Genomic DNA, 19,221 nt, shown 5'->3' with positions numbered 1-19,221 from the left:
AGCAGGGGAATATGGAGTCGGTTTATTGGGCGGTTGCCTTTGGCGCCATTGTGGCCGGTTTTGTGCAGGGCCTGTCAGGTTTTGCCTTTGGTATGGTGGCCATGTCCTGCTGGGCCTGGTTTCTGGAGCCCCAACTGGCGGCGGTGCTGGCAGTGTGTGGTGCCTGGACGGGGCAGATGATTGCCGCCTTTACCCGGCGGCGCACGTCGTACTGGCAGATTCTCTTGCCTTTCTTATTCGGTGGGCTGCTTGGCGTGCCGTTGGGAACGTATCTGCTGCCTTTTCTGGATGCAGCGCTGTTCAAGGCGTTTCTGGGTACCTTGATGGTGATCTGGTGCCCCGTCATGCTGATGTCTAGCCGTCTGGGCCATGTGCGGGTGTGCAGTCGCTTGGCTAATGCTTTGGCGGGTTTGATTGGTGGTGTGATGGGCGGTCTGGGTGGGATGACCGGGGTGATTCCTACTTTATGGACCACCATGACGGGCCTGCCCAAAGACAAGCAGCGTGCCGTTATTCAAAACTTCAATCTGGCTACCTTGTCTGTGACCTTGCTGGCGTATATCGCCTCCGGTTCTATTGTCTCGTCCATGCTGCCCGCGATCGGGTTGGTCATGCTGGCGGTGCTGATTCCCGTATTGGCGGGCGCACGTCTGTATGTGGGGATCAGTCAAAGCACATTTCGCGCCATTGTGTTGAGTCTACTGACTTTGTCCGGGGTAGCGATGTTGCTGTCATCTGTCCCTGTGCTGCTGGCGCGCTAAGGCAGGTGGTTTAGACTTCTAGGGTAATGCTCTATATCGAAAAGGGGCTTGCTCCCCGCATAATAAATGTCGGCGATGGGAGCGCATTTCGGGTTCCCGCCCACTGGAGCAGAGCCTGTGAGAGTTCTGGGGTTTCAATTGTTGTTTGGTGATCACTTGGCACGCAGTGTGCGCGGGATATCCTGCGCCCCTCCCAGCCAGGCTTAAGTCAACGTTTCAAGGCGTTTTTACGCCCTCCTTGATTACCTGATTACAGTTGGAGTCTGCTATGACTGACTTGTTTGAAAATCCAATGGGCCTGATGGGCTTTGAGTTCATCGAATTTGCCGCTCCCCAGCCTGGTGTGATGGAACCTGTGTTTGCGATGATGGGTTTCACCAAAGTGGCGGTACACCGTTCCAAGAAAGTGTCCTTGTACCGTCAGGGCGAGATCAACCTGATCCTGAACGAAGAACCCAAGAGCCACGCTGCTTACTTTGCCGCCGAGCACGGCCCTTCGGCCTGCGGCATGGCGTTCCGGGTGCGTGATGCGCAAAAAGCCTATGAGCGTGCACTGGAACTGGGCGCCCAGCCTGTTGATATTCCTACCGGGCCGATGGAGCTGCGCTTGCCGGCGATCAAAGGGATTGGTGGCGCGCCTCTGTACCTGATCGACCGTTTTGGCGAAGGTAACTCTATTTACGATATCGACTTCGTCTACCTGGAAGGCGTGGACCGCCACCCTGTGGGTGCGGGCCTGAAAGAGATCGATCACCTGACCCATAACGTGTACCGCGGCCGCATGGCCTACTGGGCTCAGTTTTATGAGCACCTGTTCAACTTCCGTGAGATTCGCTACTTCGACATCAAGGGTGAATACACTGGCTTGACCTCCAAGGCCATGACGGCCCCCGACGGTAAAATCCGTATTCCTCTCAATGAGGAGTCCGCCAAGGGTTCGGGCCAGATCGAAGAATTCCTGATGCAGTTCAATGGTGAAGGCATCCAGCACGTAGCGTTCCTGACCGATGATCTGATTGCCTCCTGGGACAAGCTCAAGGCCATGGGCATGCGTTTTATGACGGCGCCGCCACAAACCTATTATGAAATGCTGGAAGGTCGCTTGCCTGAGCACGGAGAACCCACTGCAGAACTGCAAAACCGTGGCATTTTGCTCGATGGCACATCAGAAGGTGGTCACCGTCGTCTCTTGCTGCAGATTTTCTCTGAAACGCTGATGGGGCCTGTGTTCTTTGAGTTCATTCAGCGCAAGGGCGATGATGGCTTTGGTGAAGGTAACTTCAAGGCCTTGTTCGAGTCCATTGAGCGCGACCAGTTGCGCCGAGGTGTCTTGCAGGCTGACTAAAAAGGTGTTGTGTCAGTTCTCAAGGTACTGATGCAGATCTGTCCCCACTGTTTGGCGATGGCAAACAGTGGGGTTTTTTATTGGAGCTCAGCTTTATAGTCAGTCCGGCTGGTCTCGCGGAGGCTGCAGGATTCTGAATAGCTCCAGCATCAGATCTGACTGGGTAATCATGCCCACCAGTTCTTTGTGTTCATTGACCACCGGCATGTGACGATGGCGGCCCTGGCTGAACAAGGGAATCAGCTCGGCCACAGACCAGTTTGCATTGGCGGTGACGGCAGGCGAGGTCATGACTTCGGCCACCGTGGGAGCCGATTGCTGGCGGGGGCTTAAAAAGCGCTTGAGTCGCTGGCGCAGATTATCAGGTTGATCCAGTCCGGCGCGCTGCAAGAAGTCCGACAAGGCCAAAATACCAATCACATGTTTGTCTTGATCCAGCACTGGCAGGGCCTTGATCTTGCGCTCGCGCATCATGTCCCAGGCTTGTTGCAAGGGCGTGCTGACCTGGCAGGACAGGGGGGCATCATTCATCAAGGTCGCGCAGCGTCGTGTGCCCAGATTGCGTCGGAAGGCCGACTGGTGAACGTAGCTGACCAACTTTTCCAGATCATCCTGGCTGATGTTCAGCGTCTGGTTGTAGTGGCTTAGTGCAGCATCGTAATCCTGGTCCGTAAAGCGTGACAGTGTGCTTGTCGCACGAGTGGTGGGCTTAGGGACGGGGGGATAGGTAACCCCGGTCAGGCGGTTGTACAGCATGCCCAGGCAAATCAGCACGCAAGAGTCAAACAGGACCGGAAACAGCGCAAAGTCGTAATTGTGAATCCCGTTCAGGGCGGGGAAAACCGCCATTGCCACGCTAGGCGGGTGCACACAGCGCAGCGCCAGCATGATGGGCATGGCCACACACACGGCCATGGTAATGGCGGCAATTGGGTGAGGTAGCAAAATGGCGCAACTAATCCCTGTCAAAGCACCGACCAGATTGCCCAGCAACACATTCCAGGGCTGGGCCAACGGGCTGGTTGGCACCAGAAAAATCAGCAAGGCACTGGCCGCCAGGGAGGCTACCAGCCAGTGGTGCGTGTGGGCAAAATCCGACAGGTACAGGCTCAGAGAGGAAACAATCAGTACGCTAAGCGTGGCGCCTAGCGTGGCACGCAGCATTTCAGGGCGTGCAATGGCCAGCGACTTGGGGCGCAGGCTGTCAAACCAGTGACGAAATAAAGCAGACATACCCACCAGGGGGAAGAAGAAAGACAGCTTTAAATCATACTGCTAACTCTTCACTTCAGGGCTGAGCCCCTTGCTGAATACCGGCAATGACGGCGGGGCCCTTACGCTCGGTGGCGATTTGTTGGGGCACGGCATCGACCGTAATCACAATATGCTCGCGCTGCAGCGAATCCAGCAGCACGCCTGGTGCCAGCTCCTGACCAGGGCGGTAGGCGCGCACAGCCTGTTGATTAATGCTAAGTAAGGCGGCCCCACCCTGACCACTCACAATCATGCCGTGCAAACGCAGCTCGGGCATGGCGGTGCTGCCTCCAAACCACTGCGCAATTTGTTGCGTGCTGATCTGTTCGCGGTGGTCCTGCTCCAGCACAGGCGCAATCGTTCCTTCCGAGGGTAGGAATAGATGGATCAGCAGGTTGATCAAGGCCAGAGCAATACCGGCCTGACACAAACGCAGCCAAAGATGTGACGGAAATATGGCGGAAATAATACCCATTTAGACTGCATCGAATAGTGCATTGGCAGACAGCCCGTATGGCTGTCTTAAGGGCTCTTAGTGTGCGTGTGCTGCATGAAGCCCGTATGACAAGAGCTTGGGTTTTTTTGGGTGGCTTATTTCCTTCATGTCTCGATCTACTTTATCTCGCAGTCCGGCGCGTCGTTTGGCCGGATCGGTTCAGTCCCGCGCTCAACAAGGTTTTTCTCTGATTGAGGTCATGGTGGTGGTGGTCATCATGGGCATTATGGCGGCCTTGGTTGTCCCCAGCCTGATGGACCGGCCCGATCAGGCACGTGCCGTCGCGGCCCGTCAGGATATTGCCGCGCTGACACAGGCCTTGAAGCTGTATCGCCTGGATAACGGCCGTTACCCCAGTACGGCTCAAGGTTTGGCGGCGCTGCACCAGCGCCCCGCTCAGCCTCCCGAGCCACGCAACTGGCGCCCTTATATGGACCGTCTGCCTAACGACCCTTGGGGCAATCCGTACCAGTATCTGCAACCCGGCGTGCATGGCGAGATCGATGTGTTCTCGCTGGGGGCGGATGGTCAGGCTGGCGGGGCGGGTAGTGATGCCGATATCGGCAATTGGGACTGATGTGGCACAGCGGGGCTTTTCCTTGATCGAGACCCTGGTGGTCTTGTTGATCGTGGGTATTGTCAGCAGCGCAGGTTTAAGCGTGCTGGTACTGGACCGGGATCAGGGGATACAGCGGGAAGCCCGTCAACTGGCCCTGCGTCTGGCGCAGTTGCAAAGCTATGTGCGCGAAAGTGGCCGCAGCGTCGCCTGGAATGCGGATCAGCAAGGCTATCGTTTCAGCCTGATTCCGGACGCTACCGATGGCTCCAGCCCCACTGTGGGCTGGCTGCGCGATCAGGCTCGTTTTGCCCAATTGTTTCCCCAGCGATCCTGGACGCTGGAATCAGTGCGTGTGCGCCTGGAGCCAGCCGGGCCCTGGGTTTTTGTGAATGAATGGTTGTCCGCGCCGCGTCTGCTGGAGCTGGATGATGGCCACGAGGTACTGCATCTTCGCAGCGACCCGACAGGCCGTTTTGATGTGCAGTCATGACAGAGCGTGGCATGAGTTTGATTGAGGTGTTGATTGCGCTGGCCATCGTGTCGGTGGCCCTGACCGCCGGATTGCGTGCGCTGGGCTTGAGTGCTTCTGGCAGCCAGGCCATGCATGAGCGCAGCCTGGCTCTGCTGGCCGTTGATGGTGTGGTGGCCGAGATGCGTCTGCGCCGCCTGTTTCCCGATCCGGGTGAAACCGTGGTGCCTTGCCGCCAAGGTTCCTTGAATTTGCAGTGCAAGCAGACCGTACAAGCCACGGCCAATCGCTTCTTTCGTCAGGTAACGGTACAGGCTGCCTTGCCCCAAGGCCCCGTGCTGGCCGAGCTGCACGCGACCTTGGCGTCCTTGCCATGACAGATACTGGCCAGGAAGGCTTTACTTTGGTTGAAATGCTGGTGGCCTTGACCATCATGGCCTTGATCAGCCTGATGTCCTGGCGAGGCCTGGATGCGGTCTTGCATGCGGATGAGCAACTTGGTCAGCAGGCACGTCAGACCCAGGCCTTGTTCAATGTCTTGGCTCAAATGGGACGGGATCTGGAGCTGCATCTGCCCCCCGTGCCAGGCCCCGTGGACCCGACCGGGGCGATGGCAGTACTGCCCGCCAGTATTCACTGGCAAGCCCAGGGTGAAGGCCCGGCCATCCTGATGATTGAACGTCGTAGCGACGCTGGCGCGGGAACCCAGCAGATTCAATGGCGTTTGCAGCAGGGTGTGTTGCAGCGGGCCATTGCCCAGGCAGGAACGGTGTATCCCTTGCCCGAGCTGGGGCCTTTGCAAGCTGTGCTGGAGCAGGTCACTGCCTGGAATTTGCGTATCTGGATTCCGGCACGTGGCTGGCAAAGCTGGCCGTGGCCCGAGCAGGCTGGAGCAGCGGCGACTGGCATAGAGTTGACCGTGCAATTGGAAGGGCAGGAGCATCCATACCGCAAAGTGGTGATGCTGCTATGAAACGGGTATCCCAACAAGGCATGGCGGTGATCAATGCGCTGGTGGTCGTGATGGCAGTGTCCATTGCCACTATGGGCATTGTGCAGCGTCAAAGTGCACTGGCAACGCAACTGGCCAGCGAGCGTGACTACATGCAGGCCAACTGGCTGCTGCGTGGTGCGCTGGATTGGGCCGTGCTGGTCTTGCGTTTGGACTCGCAGCGTTCGGCTGTGACGCATAAAGGCGGCTTGTGGGCCCAGGCTCTGAGTGAGTTGAAGATAGAGACTCCCGACAAGACCCGTGCGGCTTACTTCTCTGGCTATATCCAGGACGAGCAGGGCAAATTCAATCTGGCTTTATTGCTGAGCGATGGCCGGATCCAGGCCCGCTACGTGCAGGCATTGGAGCAGTTGTTGGGCAGCGTGCAGCAGGAACCCTCGTTGGCTTTGGAGTTGGCCCAGCGGCTACAACGGGCTCAGGCCGGACAAGCGCCCTGGCCCTCTCATTTGCAGGACTTTTTCCCCAATGCGGTGCAACAGGCCAAGCAACTGGAGCCTTATCTCAGCTACCTGCCGCAAGCCAAATCCTTGAATGTGAATACTGCCAGTGCCCAGGTGCTGGCTGCGGTGCAGCCTTCCGTCAGTCTGGTTGAGTGGCGTGGCCTGTTGGCGCAGCGCGATCGGGGCCAGTGGTTCCGGGATCAGGCCGATGTCCAAGCCCGCTTGCAACGTCAGGAGGCGTTGGAGGGGCAAACGCTGACCGTGCGCAGTGAGTGGTTTTTATTAAGTGGTCAGTTACGACTTGACCATAGCCGGGTAGCGACCCAGGCCCTGATTAACAGGGCTGCGGACCGCAGCCGGATTGTCTGGATTCGTTGAAGTGATGAGCAAAGTGCTGCGTATTTATTTGGACTCCCCACCTAGGCTGGATCAGCCGGTGGACTTTGTGCTGCGCGACAAGCGTGCCAAGGTATTGCGCCGTGGTCGGGCAGAGATTCAGGAGTTCAAAGCCCTGGCCCGATCGTTGGAGCTGGTTTTACCGGCCGGGATGGCAACGGTGACTGAGGCGCGTATTCCTTCGGTCAGTGCGTCGCGGCGGCAGGCCGTGGCCTGCAGTGCGGTCGAGCCTTTGTGTTTGAGCCCTATTGAACAGGTGTGGGTGGCCTGCTCGGCACCGGGGCCTTCCGGTATGAGTCAATTAGTCTGGACGGAGCGCCAGCCCTTGCTGGCCTTGGGAGAGCAAGCGCGCCAGGCCGGAGTCCCTCTCAGTGGAGTCTATGCCTGGTCCGAGGGGCATGAGCAAGACAGGCAGGGCCAAGGTCAAATGCTGACAGTACCCGCTTGCTCCTTGTTGATGCCGGAGATGGCCGCCAGTGGCGGCGGGAACAGCGTGCTGCGCCAAAGTCTGTGGTGGACTCTGGCCGCCGTATTGAGCTGGACCTTGGTCTTGCAGCAGCAGGCGCAGTCCTTGCGCTCCCAGATGAAACAGGTACAGACCCAGATGGAGCAGGCTGTTCGACAAGCCTTGCCGCATTTGCCTGTCATTGTTGCGCCCTTGACGCAGGCCAGACAGCATCGTGACGGCTTGCTGGCCGATAAAAGTCCGGCCTCGGCGCCTTTTGATCGGTTGTTGATGGCCAGTGCTGTGCAATGGCCTGCCTTGCAAGGACAGGTGCGTGCATTGAATTTCAAGGACCAACAGTTGCTTTTGACACTGGCCAGCGATTTGCCCGCACCGCCTTTGCCTGCTGAATCGGAGCTGGAGTGGAAACAGGGCGAGTCGGCCCGTCAGTGGGAGATCGGTTTGAACAAAGCAGCGCAAGCGTCCAGCCAGCAAGGGGGGCAGCAATGAGCAAATTTGCTGCCTTTCAGCCTGTACTGCTGACCGTCCATAACAAGCTTGCCATTGCCCGACAGTACTGGCGAGCCTTGAGCCGTCGGGATCAGTTGGCCTTGTCGGTATTGGGGGCTGTGCTGCTTGTGATGCTTCTGTGGTTGTTGCTGTTACGTCCCGCTGTTCGTGATCTGGCCTTGGCAAAACAAGAGCTGCCGCGCCTGCAGTATGAGATGGCGCAACTGCAAACCGTGTTGTCGCAAATTCAGGTCCTGGATAAAGAGCTGGTCGCGCCGGTTGACGCGCAAGGACAAGACAAAGCCTTGCAGCGCAGCTTGCAGACTTTGGGCACCCAATGTCAGACAGAGGCGTCGCCGGCCCAGCAACGTGTTCTGGTCTGCCAGGCCGTGGCCGCTCCTGCCTTGATGGATTGGTTGATGCACGCCCCTCGTGTGCTGGGCTTTGCCGTGCAAGAAGTCAGCCTGAGTCGCTCGGTGGTGGATAGCCGCGAACGTGCAGGTTTGTTGGATGGCCGCATTGTGTTGGGTGCAGGAGAGCCTGCATGAAGAAACTGACCAAAATCATGGCCTGGACCTTGTTGGCGGTGTGTCTGCTGCTGGCCGCCGTGCCCTTTTTGCCTGCCCGCATGATGTTGATCTGGCAGCCGGAGCAATTGCCGCTACGACTGGAAACGGCTCACGGCAATCTGGCTTCCGGGCAAGGTCTGCTGGTGGTGGGGTCGGGTTTGTTGGCTCGCACTGTTCCCGGCCCTGTCAGTTGGCGTTGGCGTTTGACGCCCTGGCCGCAAATGGAAGTAAGCCATGCGTGGCTGGACCAGCCTGTGCGCTTGCAAGCCAGCCTGCAAGGCTGGCGCATTTCTGGCCAAAACCTAACGGTTCCCGCTGCGCTTTTAGGGCGTTTGCATCCCTTGTTGCAGACCGTACAACCGCAAGGGCAGTTGCAGTTGCGCTGGCCCAGTCAGGCGCTGGCCGCTGAAAGTGGACCTTTGCTGGAGCTGGATTGGCGCAATGCGCGCTCGGCTTTGGCGGCCCAAGCCGAGCTGGGTGATTACCAATTGGCTGTCAGCCGCAAGGGCCAGGGTGTGCAGCTAAGCCTGCGAACCCTGGCGGGGGATCTGACTTTGGCAGGTCAGGGTCAGTGGGGGGCGGCAGGCGGGCTGTTTGAAGGACGTGCCCAAGCCAAGCAGGCCGACGATCAACGATTCAAAGAGTTACTAGAGGCCTTGGGGCCTCAGCGTCAGGGTGTGACCCAATGGCGAATAGCCACAACGACTAGCAAGCAGGAATAACCATATTTTGACTATGAGTACCTTGACCAAACGACTTCCTGGGCTGCGCCCTCGCTTCTTTTTAAGTCTGGGGGCCGCCGTCCTATTAAGCGCCTGTGCCAGCACAGGTCAGAAACCTGAGCCCGGCCCGGATCCTTCTTCGTTTTTTGCTTCGGTAGGCAAGACGCCTGTACGCAGTACCCAGGCTGATCCGCGCTTTACCAATGACAATACGCCTTCTGCTGCCGTGACGCGTCGGGTTCCGCAGCGAGTCGGGGGCCGGGCCGCTCCGATCGACCTGCCCGACCCGGCCGAGTTTCCGCAAGGCAACGACATTACCTTGAATTTTGTAGATGCTGAGCTGGACGGGGTGGTGGCCGCCTTGGCGCGCTTTACCGGCCAGAACTTTATTGTGGACCCGCGTGTAAAAGGGCAACTGACCTTGGTGTCTGAGGTGCCGGTCGACGCCCGCACTGCCTACGAGATGTTGCTGTCAGCCTTGCGGATGCAAGGGTTTGCTGTATTGCGCAATGGCAAGGTCAGCCGAGTAGTGCCCGAAACCGAGGCGCGTCAACAGGGCGGTGCCGTGCGTGCCGCAGGTGCCGGGGCCAGCGGCAGTGGCGAGCTGGAAACCCGTGTGTTCACCTTGCGTTATGAAAATGCCACGGCCCTGGTTCCCGTGTTGCGGCCCATGATTTCGCCCAACAATCCGATCAATGCTTACCCCTCCAATAACACCCTGGTTGTGACTGACTATGGTGATAATCTGGATCGCATTGCCCAGGTGATCGCCGGGATAGATACCCCTGCCGGTTTGAATACGGACATCATCCCGATTGATTACGGAGTGGCGCTGGATGTGGCGGCCTTGGCATCCCAAATGCTGGATACTCCGGGAAATGATGTGGCGCAACGCATCACGGTGGTGGCCGATCCGCGCAGCAATTCCGTGTTGGTGCGGGCAGGCAGTCCGGCTCGGCTGGATTTGGCGCGGGATTTGATACGCCGTATCGACAGCCCGGAAAGCAATAAGGGCAATTTGCATGTGGTCTATTTGCGTAATGCCCAGGCCGTACAGTTGGCTGAAGTGCTGCGGGCTGCTTTGACCGGGCAATCCGGCTCAGGTAGTACGGCAACGGGTGGACAGCAACAGAGCAATAGTCTGGCTCCTGCTGGCAATGCCTCCAGCACCACGGGCGCGGCCAAGGCAATGGAAACGTCGGCAACAGCAGGTCAGTCCCAAGGCGAGATGGGCTTGAGTGCCGCTAATAATGCCAGTGGCACCGTGGCCTTTAGCGCTGGTGGGGCGACTGTTCAAGCCGACCCGTCTACCAATACCTTGATTATCTCGGCCCCCGATCCGGTCTACCGCAGCTTGCGTGAAGTGATCGACCAACTGGATCAACGTCGCGCTCAGGTGCTGGTCGAAAGCCTGATCGTGGAGGTGAATGCAGAAAATGCGGCCGAGTTCGGCATTCAGTGGATGACGGGCGGCGGCAATATTTCGGACGGCGGCTCGGGCTTTGTGGGCGGTGCCAATCTGGGCGGCAGCGGTATCACCAAGGCTGGGGCAACGACGCTTGATTCCTTGGCGGCTGGTTTGAGCCTGGGTGTGGTGAAAGGCACGGTGAACGTGCTGGGTCAGCAGATTGTCAATCTAGGTGTACTGGCGCGAGCGCTGGAGCGCCAGGGGGGCACCAATATTCTGTCTACTCCTAACTTGATGACGCTGGACAATGAAGAAGCCAGCATCATGGTGGGCCGTACTGTTCCCTTTGTGACGGGCCAATACACCACCACGGGCGACGGGGCCAGCAATCCGTTCCAGACGATTCAGCGTGAAGACGTGGGGCTGACCTTGAAAGTGCGCCCGCAGATCTCGGAAGGGGGCACCGTCAAGATGGCGCTCTATCAGGAAGTCAGCAGTATCGATACAGCCATGTCGGTATCGGCCAACTCGCCCGTCACACGCAAACGTGCGCTGAGCACGAATGTGCTGGTGGATGATGGCCAGATCATTGTGCTGGGTGGCTTGCTGGAAGACTCGATTGAGGACGGTACACAATCGGTGCCTTTGCTGGGAGATATTCCGCTGGTAGGCAGCCTTTTCAAGTACGAGAAACGCAAGCGCACAAAAACCAATTTGATGGTGTTCTTGCGTCCGCATATCGTGCGTAACGCGCAGGACAGCCAGAGTCTGTCTTTGGACCGCTACAACTATATGCGTGCCGTGCAGACTGGACTGCCGGATCGTTCCACCTGGTTTCACCCTGATGCGGGACACATGGTCTTGCCACAGGCCGCCGGTTCGTCCGCTGCGGTAGACCTGCGAGAGACGCTATGACCCGCCTGCCTTACTCCTGGGCACGTCAGCACCGCGCGGTGCTGACGCAGCAGCAAGGTGTGGGCACGCTGGTGATTAGCGAGCGCACACCGGATTGGGCCTTGGTGGAGTTGCGGCGACGCTATCCCGAGCTGGACGAGCGGCAAATCCCAGATGCCGAACTGGATACCTTGATTGATGCCAGTTATGCACAGGGCGACGATGCTGCCAGCGTGGTGGATGCCGCTGCCAACGAGGTGGACCTGGATCGACTGATGCAGGAACTGCCCGCTGTCACCGATTTGCTGGAAAATCAGGACGATGCGCCGGTCATTCGCATGATCAATGCCTTGTTTACCCAGGCCGTGCGCGATGGCGCCAGTGATATTCACCTGGAGCCGTATGAAACCCACTCGGTCGTGCGCTATCGGGTGGATGGCCGTTTGCGAGATATCGTCAGCCCGCGCCGGGCCTTGCACGGAGCCTTGGTGTCCCGTATCAAGATCATGGCCAGCCTGGATATTGCCGAAAAGCGGCTCCCACAAGATGGCCGTATTGCCTTGAAAGTAGGAGGCAGGGCGCTGGACCTGCGTGTCTCGATTCTGCCTACCGGACATGGCGAACGCGCCGTGATGCGCCTGCTGGACAAGTCAGCCGGGCAACTGGAGCTAGAGCGTCTGGGCATGGCCCCGGATATTTTGGCTCAGCTCGATGAGCTGATTCATCAACCACACGGCATTGTGCTGGTCACCGGGCCTACCGGCAGCGGTAAAACCACGACTTTGTATGCCGCTTTGGGGCGCATTGATACGGCACGCAGCAATGTGCTGACCGTCGAAGATCCGATTGAGTATGACTTGCCTGGCGTCGGCCAGACGCAGGTCAACCCTCGTATTGAATTGAGTTTCGCGCGCGCCTTGCGCGCCATATTGCGACAAGACCCGGACATCATCATGATCGGAGAAATCCGGGATCTGGAAACCGCGCAGATTGCGGTGCAGGCTTCCCTGACTGGCCACTTGGTGCTGGCTACCTTGCACACCAATGATGCGGTGTCTGCGGCCACTCGCTTGGTGGATATGGGGGTGGAGCCTTTTTTGCTGGCCTCTACCTTGCGGGGTGTGCTGGCCCAGCGATTGATACGCAAACTGTGCCGACATTGCCGTCAACCTGCCGAGCAGGGGCAATACCGGGCTAGCCCTGAAGGTTGCCAACAGTGTGCCCATACGGGCTATCAGGGGCGTACTGGGATTCATGAGCTGTATCGCATCGATGAACGTGCCCAGCACTTGTTAAATGACGCCGGAGCCGAACCTGCCTTGCGTCAGGCCGCGCGTGAATCGGGCATGCGAAGCTTGCGTGAAGATGCTCAGCGGTGGGTGGAGCAGGGCGTCAGTACGCCTGAAGAAGTATTGCGCGTCACGCGCGAGTTATAGGCGGACAGGACAGTATGGGGACCTATCACTATGAGGCCGTGGATCAGGCCGGTCGCAGCGAACGGGGGGTGCTGGAGGCCGAGAGCGAGCGTCTGGCACGCCAGCAATTGCTGTCCCGAGGTCTGCTGACCGTTTCCCTGAAAGCGGGGCGCAGTCGTGCTGTGGCTCGTGCCCGCAGTGCGGGTTTGCGCCGCACCGAGCTATCCTGGCTGACTCGTCAGTTAGCCAGTCTGGTGGCGGCGGGCTTGTCTTTGGAGGCCAGCCTGGGAGTGGTGATTGAGCAGGCGACGCGTCGGCCTTTGGTGCAACTGCTGGCAGCCTTGCGTGCTGATATCCGAGCAGGACAAAGCCTGAGCGATGCCCTGGCCAATCACCCTCGTGACTTTCCTGAAATTTACCGAGCATTGGTGCGGGCAGGTGAGCAGTCCGGTGAACTGGAACAAGTGTTGGATCGTCTGGCCAGCTTTATCGAAGACAGCGGAGCCTTGCGCGGCAAGGTGCTGACAGCCTTTATTTATCCCGCCATCGTCAGCCTGATTTCTGTGGCGATGGTGGTGTTTTTGCTGAGCTATGTCGTCCCCCAGGTGGTGGGCGCATTTACCCAAGCCAAACAGCAATTGCCCATGCTCACGCGCGTGATGATCGGCGCCAGCGATCTGTTACGCGACTGGGGTGTGGTGCTGTTTGTGGTGTTACTACTGCTGGCTGTGCTGGCCGCTTTCCTGTTGCGACAACCGGCCTTGAAGCTGGCCTTTCATCGGCGGCTGTTAAGCGTGCCCGTTCTGGGGGGCTATTTGCTGGGTGTGGATACTGCTCGTTTTGCCGCCACGCTGGCGATTCTGGCTGGTAGCAATGTGGCTTTGCTGACCGCTCTGGAAGCGGCAGGACGTACGGTCTCGAATCTGGCCTTGCGCGATGCGGTGAATCAGGCCGCTATTCATGTGCGCGAGGGTCTGCCTTTGGCGACTGCCTTGCAACGCAGTGCCTTGTTCCCGCCATTATTGGTACAACTGATTGCCAGCGGTGAAAAAACTGGCGAACTGGCCCCTATGCTCGATCGTGCGGCCACGACCTTGTCGACTGAACTGGAGCGCAAGGCCCTGACCATGACCGCCTTGCTGGAACCCTTGATGATTTTGCTGATGGGGGGCTTGGTCTTGCTGATTGTGCTGGCCGTGATGCTGCCTATTATCGAGATGAATCAGCTGGTGCAGTAAGCAGGTGTTCAATGGGAGTTGAACCAGGGTTTGATGCTTAGCTTGCGCCCTTTAGTTCGGGTCACCTTGAACAAGGTATCCGAACTAGGGAAATGATTGACAAGTTTTTGTACGGATTTTCCCGAGACAGGCTCGTATCACGTGCCAACGGCCTTGTACCTCTGGCTTTAGCGATATTTCCTCCGGCCGCAGCCATTACAGCGGTCTCCCCCCTCTCTGACGGCAATGTGCAGATAGATGGCAAGATCTGCTGCCGTCATTCAGGGGGAGTTGGCAGTTTTCGCCCCAACTCATCATCAAGATGTCGTCCCGCAGGACGTAATACATGCGCCACTTGGTCGCCATGTTGATGTACATCTGAGCCCTATGCGCAAGGCTACGATTTGTAGGGACTCTTTGCCTGCAGCAGTAGGCATCGCTAGTGCTGGATGCCCACTGTCATGGAGCATTCTAGGAAAGACAAGCCGTTCCTGACCCGGTTAGTAGGGCATTTTTATTCTCTCTGGGGTGTAGGCTACAGATAAAAAAAACCCCGATGCCAAGTACTGGCATCGGGGTAAAAAGTGTGCGTGGTGCGCACGCACACATAGTCAGACAATAGAACGTTGGATTCAGAGTATTTAAGTCTTACAGGTAGGCGGGGATCCCCAGGGCTGGGTCGCTGACGCCATGTGCGCCAAACTCCACTCGACCTGCGAAGCGACGGTAGTAGCTTGGGTCGTTGCTGCTGCGGACCACGAAGTCGTACCAGTGGCCGCTGGACTTCAGGGCCCAGGACTGTTTGGACTGCTGGCCGGGTTCAACCGTCACTTCCCAAGGGCCGTCTTCGCGGTAGGCCATGGATTGGATGGTGAAGGTGCAGGCAGACTGGCCGCCGTTCATCATTTCCAGATAGACATCGCCTTTGGTGACTTCGTAGCAGACACGAATTTCGGGGCGAGCGGCCTCGGACTGGCTCAGTACGCTGACATCGCCACGGAAGTGACGGTGAAAGCCGTTCGGGCCCAGTACCCACAGGTCGTAGTGACCCAGGTTATCGGTCTGAACGTCCCAGACATCGTCCAGCATCTGGTCGGGTTCGACCATGTAGCGGCGGGGAATGCGGTCCAGATTCAGCTTATCGTAGACATGGAAAACAGCAGCGGCTTTGCCTGTGTTGGAGAACAGCAGCTGTACGCCTTTTTCGCTATCGCAGCGGGCGCTGACGTGCAGTTCATAGGGCAGGGCACGCGACGGGCGCACACCGGTTTGCTGCACAGGAATGCGCTGATTGTCCAGGGGCTGAGGCACCTGAGCCAGGCGTTCCTGGGCACGGCGGATGGCATCGGCCTCGTCACGGCTACGACGTCCGTTCAAGGTGGGCAGAGGTTCGTCGTTCGGGCTGGCGAAGTTAAAGGCACTGGTCAAGTCACCACATACTGCACGGCGATAGGGGCTGATATTGGGCTCCATCACGCCAAAGCGCTCTTCCATGAAGCGGATCACGGAGGTGTGGTCAAAGACTTGCGAATTCACCCAGCCACCACGGCTCCACGGAGAGATCACGTACATCGGAACGCGTACCCCGGGGCCAAATACCTTGCCGTCACGTGGAGGTTGACCCATCAAGCCTGTGGGGCTGGGGTAGTTGTAGTATTCAAAAGCAATCTGCTCATCGGTCAGGGTGGTTTTGCCCATAGGCTTGCCCGTGTCCGGATCAATGGATGGTGCCGAAGGGGACGGTACGTGGTCAAAAAAACCGTCGTTTTCATCAAAGTTGACCAGCAGAACGGTCTTGCTCCAGACCTCGGGGTTCGATGTCAGTGCATCGAGCAGTTCCTGCGTGTACCAAGCACCTTGCACCGGGCTGGATGGGCCAGGGTGTTCGGAGTAGGCGGCCGGTGCCACGACCCAGGAAATCTGGGGCAAATTCCCTTCTTCGACATCCTTGCGCAGTTGGCCGAAGAAACCACCGTCGGGCATCGTGTTGGCCACGCCCTTGTACAGGGGATTACCAATGTCATCCGACGGCTCGTAAGGGGTATTGTTTGGCTTGCCCGATTGTTCGTTGGCACGACGATATTGTTTGAAGCCTGCCAGCGAGTTGTCAGTAAAATTGTCAGGCAGGTTTTGGTAGACCTTCCAACTGATACCGGCTTCTTCCAGACGCTCGGGATAAGTCTTCCACTCGTAGCCCAACGCCGAGGAACCCAGGCTGTCCCAGGCGTTGTTGACGGTACATTCACCCGTCCCGGTTGGGCCGTTAGTTCCCGTCCACATAAACATGCGGTTGGAGTTTGTACCGGTGTGCATGGAGCAGTGGTAGGCATCGCACAGGGTAAAGGCGTTGGCCATGGCGAACTGGAACGGCACCTCGGCTTCGCGGTAGTAGCCCATGGAGTGGGGGCGCTTGTACTTGGGCCAGAAAGCCATGCGGCCATGGTCCCAGGCTTGCTGCCCATCGACCCAGGCGTGGGGGGTGCCGTTGACCCGCTGAGCATTGCCCTTGGTGCTGTCCAAGTGGTAGGGCATGATGGTTTCGGTGGAGCTCAGGTTTTGCTGCCAGACATTGCGGCCATTCGGGAGCGGGATGGTGAAGCGGTCCCCGAAACCACGTACGCCTTTCATCGTGCCAAAGTAGTTGTCGAATGAGCGGTTCTCTTGCATCAGGACGACGATGTGTTCCACATCCTTGATGGTGCCCGTCTTGTTGTTGGCCGGAATGGCCAGCGCCTTGCGGATGCTGGGAGGGAAAGCGGCCAGGGAACCGGCAGCCAGGCTGGCACCGGTCATATTGCGTAGGAAATTGCGGCGTGAAGTCATTGTACTTAATCTCTTAGTCAATCAAGGGGCGCATTTCAGTTGCGGCGCGGGTTCGGGCGTGGGTTTGCCAGGCTCGGTGGGCTCTTCAGGCGAGCCTGTGTTACCCGAGCTATCGGTGTCGCTGCCACCACCGCAGGCAGCCAGCAGGCCGCAGAACATCAACAAGACGGATGCGCGTTTTAGGCGCTCAAAGGTGAGTGAAGCGTTCTTGGAAGTCATAAATAGTCCTTGCTTGGCGATCAGGGTTGGAGGCTGGACAGAGGCTGGCGGGATTCGTAAATGCTGGTCAGTTCGTCCGTGCTCAGGGCGCGGTCCCACATGGCCAGTTCGCCAAAGTCCATATTGATGTCGCTGCGTCCCCAGCGTTTGTAGTACTGGCCGGTAACGTCTTCGTTCAAGCCCAGTTCGCCCGTGCCGGTGCCCCCCAGGGCTTGCAAAGTACGGGCTTCCAGAGCCACCGAGCCAAACTGCGCGCCTTTTTTGGGGTCAAACACGTGGCCCAGCATCTTGCCTTGGGCCTTGTCGATGACGACGGCCACATAGGCCCATTCGTCGGGGGTGATGTTGTAGCCCTGGCTCTCGTTGCGGCCGCCACCGTAGCCCGTGTTAAAGCGGATGTCGCAGCCGTTGGCGTTAAATAGGCCCAATGCAAAACCGGGGTTGTTGCCCGAGTCATAGTTCTTGTTGGCCATGATGGAGGCGCCATAGCCGTGGCAGTTGTTGGCAGTGCGCAGCCAAAAGCCAATCGTCATTTGCTGCACGCTGCTCAGAGTGAACAGGTTGCGGCTCATGGACAGGCGGTAACCACGGTTGCCGTTGCCATCGACATTGCTGCCCATGATGCGCAACCCACCCTTGGGTGTGCTGGGGTCCAGGAAGTCAGCGGCAATCAACTGACCGGCCGGCACGGCAGGGGTCGAGGTTTGCAGCGTGCTGCCACCTTTGGCGTCGGTAAAGGGCTGGCTATTGAAGGTGTAATAGCTGAGCAGGCCGTTTTTCAGGGTGTCAGCCAGCTTGGGTGGGGGCTGGTAGCCTACATCGGCTTTCAGGGTCGAGGCCGCCTTGCCCACCTGGACCGAGTAATACAGGGAGTAGGTTTGCGCGGTATCGGAGGCAGGCAGTGGATCGGAGTACTGAGTAGTACCGGCAGGCAAGGTAGCGATCAGTTTGCCATCGCGCATGACCTGGATTTCTTGCGAGGCTTCGCCTTGCAGCACCCAGCTCAGGTCCACCATGTTCTTGTCGGCCGGTTTGCTGAAAACCAGATTGTGTACGCGGGTGTCGGCTTGCAGGGGCGAGCCACGGAAGCGGTATTGTTCGTTTTGCAGACCCAGGTGGGACAGGACGGTGGGCGCGATGTCAATGACGGCGGCCAGGGTGTTCATGTCCGTGCTGCTGGAGACTTGGCTGTCGATGGCAGGCAAGGAGGCCAGGGTTTTATTGGTAGCAATAAAGCTGGTCTTGTTGCGGTTAAATTGCGAGCCGGTGGTGCCGCCAAATTCGTCCAGGCCGTAGCTGGTGGTCAGGATGATCAGCCAGTCTTCCGACGCATCGGCCTGTGTGCGTTTGTCGATCAGGGCGAACAGCTTGTCCAGCGCAGCCAGGGAGTCGTTGACGGCCTGTTGGTAAGCCGGGCTACCCAGGCCTGCCTGATTGGCCGCACGGGCGGGGGCCTGGATTTGAGCCAGGATCAGAGATTTGCCTTCTTGCAGGTATTTTTGGGTTTGCTCGCTGACACAGCTATCAGAGTCGGTGCAGTTGGCCGCTTCGATGATGCGGCCTTCTTGCAGATCCTGACTCCACAGTGTGCGGTAGTCGCCGGTACTCAAGGCCAGGGCGGCCTGGGTTGGTTTGGAGGTCTGGGCGACCAAGGTGGGGCTATTGAGTTTGGTGTCTTCTTGGCCGACACCGCGCAGGCCGTGCTCGTCTGCCCAGACGCCGGTAATCAGGGAGGCCCAGCCAGGCAGTGGCAGGGTGCGTTGTTCGCTGGCAGTGCCCGCGTAGCCACCGGTTTGTGCGGGGGCAATGGTCAGGTTTTTCAGGGCAGGGTGCTGGCCTGCTTGACGGGCTTGCAGCAGGGCTTCGTAGCTTAAGCCGTCGATAGTGACGATCAGGGCTTTTTTGCCGCCCAGCGCCTGGGGTTTGTCGCCGGGCTCTACGGTAGGGGTTTCGGGATTGGTGCCAGGGTTAGCTGGGCCATCATTACCACCGGAGCCGCTGCCGCAGGCGGTCAGCAGCAGCGCCAGGGACAGAGAGAGCCCGGCTTGTTGCAGGCGCTGCACGGTGGGGGATTTCTGGGGACGGGAGGTGAAGGTCATACAGCCACTCAAGGAGAGAAGGTGGAAAGAGAGGCCGGACTGTGCATGAGGGTGGGCTGCCCAGTCGGCATCGGATCAGGACTGCGGGCAGTGTAGGAAGGGCGTGTGACTGCCCTGTGAACGGATCAGAAAATCCGCCGATGATTGGATTGTGTTTTATGTGAAGGG

19 protein-coding genes are annotated in these 19,221 nt (G+C 58.6%); 13 read left to right on the top strand and 6 right to left on the bottom strand.

Going from position 1 to position 19,221, the window contains the following annotated elements:
- Nucleotides 1-11: 11 nt before the first annotated feature.
- Nucleotides 12-761, top strand: coding sequence for a sulfite exporter TauE/SafE family protein (locus tag CA948_RS09270; protein WP_094198416.1), 750 nt, complete (start codon nucleotides 12-14; stop codon nucleotides 759-761).
- A 268-nt stretch (nucleotides 762-1,029) separates the two neighbouring features.
- Nucleotides 1,030-2,106, top strand: coding sequence for a 4-hydroxyphenylpyruvate dioxygenase (gene hppD / locus CA948_RS09265; protein WP_094197508.1), 1,077 nt, complete (start codon nucleotides 1,030-1,032; stop codon nucleotides 2,104-2,106).
- 99 nt (nucleotides 2,107-2,205) lie between these two features.
- Here the strand turns inward: hppD and CA948_RS09260 are convergent, their stop codons facing one another.
- The gene (locus CA948_RS09260) at nucleotides 2,206-3,339 is read right to left on the bottom strand and encodes an HPP family protein (protein ID WP_108727865.1); all 1,134 of its coding nucleotides are present in this window, start codon (nucleotides 3,337-3,339) and stop codon (nucleotides 2,206-2,208) included.
- 55 nt (nucleotides 3,340-3,394) lie between these two features.
- Nucleotides 3,395-3,835, bottom strand: a complete 441-nt coding sequence (locus CA948_RS09255) for a hypothetical protein (protein WP_108727864.1) — start codon at nucleotides 3,833-3,835, stop codon at nucleotides 3,395-3,397.
- 127 nt (nucleotides 3,836-3,962) lie between these two features.
- Here CA948_RS09255 and gspG point away from each other — a divergent pair, with 127 nt between their 5' ends.
- The 11 genes from gspG to gspF are packed head-to-tail and all read left to right on the top strand — an operon-like array spanning nucleotide 3,963 to nucleotide 13,933.
- Nucleotides 3,963-4,433, top strand: coding sequence for a type II secretion system major pseudopilin GspG (gene gspG, locus CA948_RS09250; protein ID WP_094198415.1), 471 nt, complete (start codon nucleotides 3,963-3,965; stop codon nucleotides 4,431-4,433).
- Complete coding sequence (locus tag CA948_RS09245; protein ID WP_230017572.1) at nucleotides 4,408-4,905, top strand: type II secretion system protein; 498 nt, start codon at nucleotides 4,408-4,410, stop codon at nucleotides 4,903-4,905. Before gspG ends, CA948_RS09245 begins: the two co-directional genes overlap by 26 nt.
- A gap of 11 nt (nucleotides 4,906-4,916) precedes the next feature.
- Nucleotides 4,917-5,261, top strand: a complete 345-nt coding sequence (gspI, locus tag CA948_RS09240; protein ID WP_230017573.1) for a type II secretion system minor pseudopilin GspI — start codon at nucleotides 4,917-4,919, stop codon at nucleotides 5,259-5,261.
- Nucleotides 5,258-5,857: a PulJ/GspJ family protein gene (locus CA948_RS09235; protein WP_108727862.1), complete on the top strand. Its 600-nt coding sequence runs from the start codon at nucleotides 5,258-5,260 to the stop codon at nucleotides 5,855-5,857. The genes gspI and CA948_RS09235 overlap by 4 nt, the downstream gene beginning before the upstream one ends.
- On the top strand, nucleotides 5,854-6,714 hold the full coding sequence (gene gspK / locus CA948_RS09230; RefSeq protein ID WP_108727861.1) for a type II secretion system minor pseudopilin GspK: 861 nt from the start codon (nucleotides 5,854-5,856) through the stop codon (nucleotides 6,712-6,714). Before CA948_RS09235 ends, gspK begins: the two co-directional genes overlap by 4 nt.
- Nucleotides 6,715-6,718: 4 nt before the next feature.
- The gene (locus CA948_RS09225; RefSeq protein ID WP_108727860.1) at nucleotides 6,719-7,687 is read left to right on the top strand and encodes a GspL/Epsl periplasmic domain-containing protein; all 969 of its coding nucleotides are present in this window, start codon (nucleotides 6,719-6,721) and stop codon (nucleotides 7,685-7,687) included.
- Nucleotides 7,684-8,235 (top strand): type II secretion system protein GspM, encoded by a 552-nt coding sequence (gene gspM, locus CA948_RS09220; RefSeq protein WP_108727859.1) that lies wholly within the window; start codon nucleotides 7,684-7,686, stop codon nucleotides 8,233-8,235. Before CA948_RS09225 ends, gspM begins: the two co-directional genes overlap by 4 nt.
- Nucleotides 8,232-8,978, top strand: a complete 747-nt coding sequence (gspN, locus tag CA948_RS09215; protein WP_108727858.1) for a type II secretion system protein N — start codon at nucleotides 8,232-8,234, stop codon at nucleotides 8,976-8,978. Before gspM ends, gspN begins: the two co-directional genes overlap by 4 nt.
- Nucleotides 8,979-8,991: 13 nt before the next feature.
- Nucleotides 8,992-11,301 carry a type II secretion system secretin GspD gene (gene gspD / locus CA948_RS09210; protein ID WP_108727857.1) on the top strand — a complete coding sequence of 770 codons (2,310 nt, stop codon included), beginning with the start codon at nucleotides 8,992-8,994 and terminating at the stop codon, nucleotides 11,299-11,301.
- The gene (gspE, locus tag CA948_RS09205; RefSeq protein WP_094197497.1) at nucleotides 11,298-12,716 is read left to right on the top strand and encodes a type II secretion system ATPase GspE; all 1,419 of its coding nucleotides are present in this window, start codon (nucleotides 11,298-11,300) and stop codon (nucleotides 12,714-12,716) included. The genes gspD and gspE overlap by 4 nt, the downstream gene beginning before the upstream one ends.
- A gap of 14 nt (nucleotides 12,717-12,730) precedes the next feature.
- Entirely contained in the window at nucleotides 12,731-13,933 is a 1,203-nt protein-coding gene (gspF, locus tag CA948_RS09200; protein WP_094197496.1) for a type II secretion system inner membrane protein GspF, read from the top strand.
- Between the two features lie 61 nt (nucleotides 13,934-13,994).
- Here the strand turns inward: gspF and CA948_RS17935 are convergent, their stop codons facing one another.
- From CA948_RS17935 to CA948_RS09185, 4 genes are all read right to left on the bottom strand, one after another.
- Nucleotides 13,995-14,129: a helix-turn-helix domain-containing protein gene (locus CA948_RS17935; RefSeq protein WP_420866713.1), complete on the bottom strand. Its 135-nt coding sequence runs from the start codon at nucleotides 14,127-14,129 to the stop codon at nucleotides 13,995-13,997.
- A gap of 431 nt (nucleotides 14,130-14,560) precedes the next feature.
- Nucleotides 14,561-16,735 carry a phosphocholine-specific phospholipase C gene (locus tag CA948_RS09195; RefSeq protein ID WP_108727856.1) on the bottom strand — a complete coding sequence of 725 codons (2,175 nt, stop codon included), beginning with the start codon at nucleotides 16,733-16,735 and terminating at the stop codon, nucleotides 14,561-14,563.
- A 21-nt stretch (nucleotides 16,736-16,756) separates the two neighbouring features.
- Nucleotides 16,757-16,954: a hypothetical protein gene (locus CA948_RS09190; protein WP_094197489.1), complete on the bottom strand. Its 198-nt coding sequence runs from the start codon at nucleotides 16,952-16,954 to the stop codon at nucleotides 16,757-16,759.
- A 20-nt stretch (nucleotides 16,955-16,974) separates the two neighbouring features.
- Nucleotides 16,975-19,053, bottom strand: coding sequence for a LamG-like jellyroll fold domain-containing protein (locus CA948_RS09185; protein ID WP_108727855.1), 2,079 nt, complete (start codon nucleotides 19,051-19,053; stop codon nucleotides 16,975-16,977).
- Between the last annotated feature and the right edge of the window lie 168 nt (nucleotides 19,054-19,221).

Source organism: Alcaligenes aquatilis (assembly GCF_003076515.1).
Taxonomy (GTDB): Bacteria; Pseudomonadota; Gammaproteobacteria; order Burkholderiales; family Burkholderiaceae_B; genus Alcaligenes; species Alcaligenes aquatilis.
Note: the sequence above shows the minus strand (reverse complement) of the source record. Positions and strands in the feature narration are given on the sequence as shown.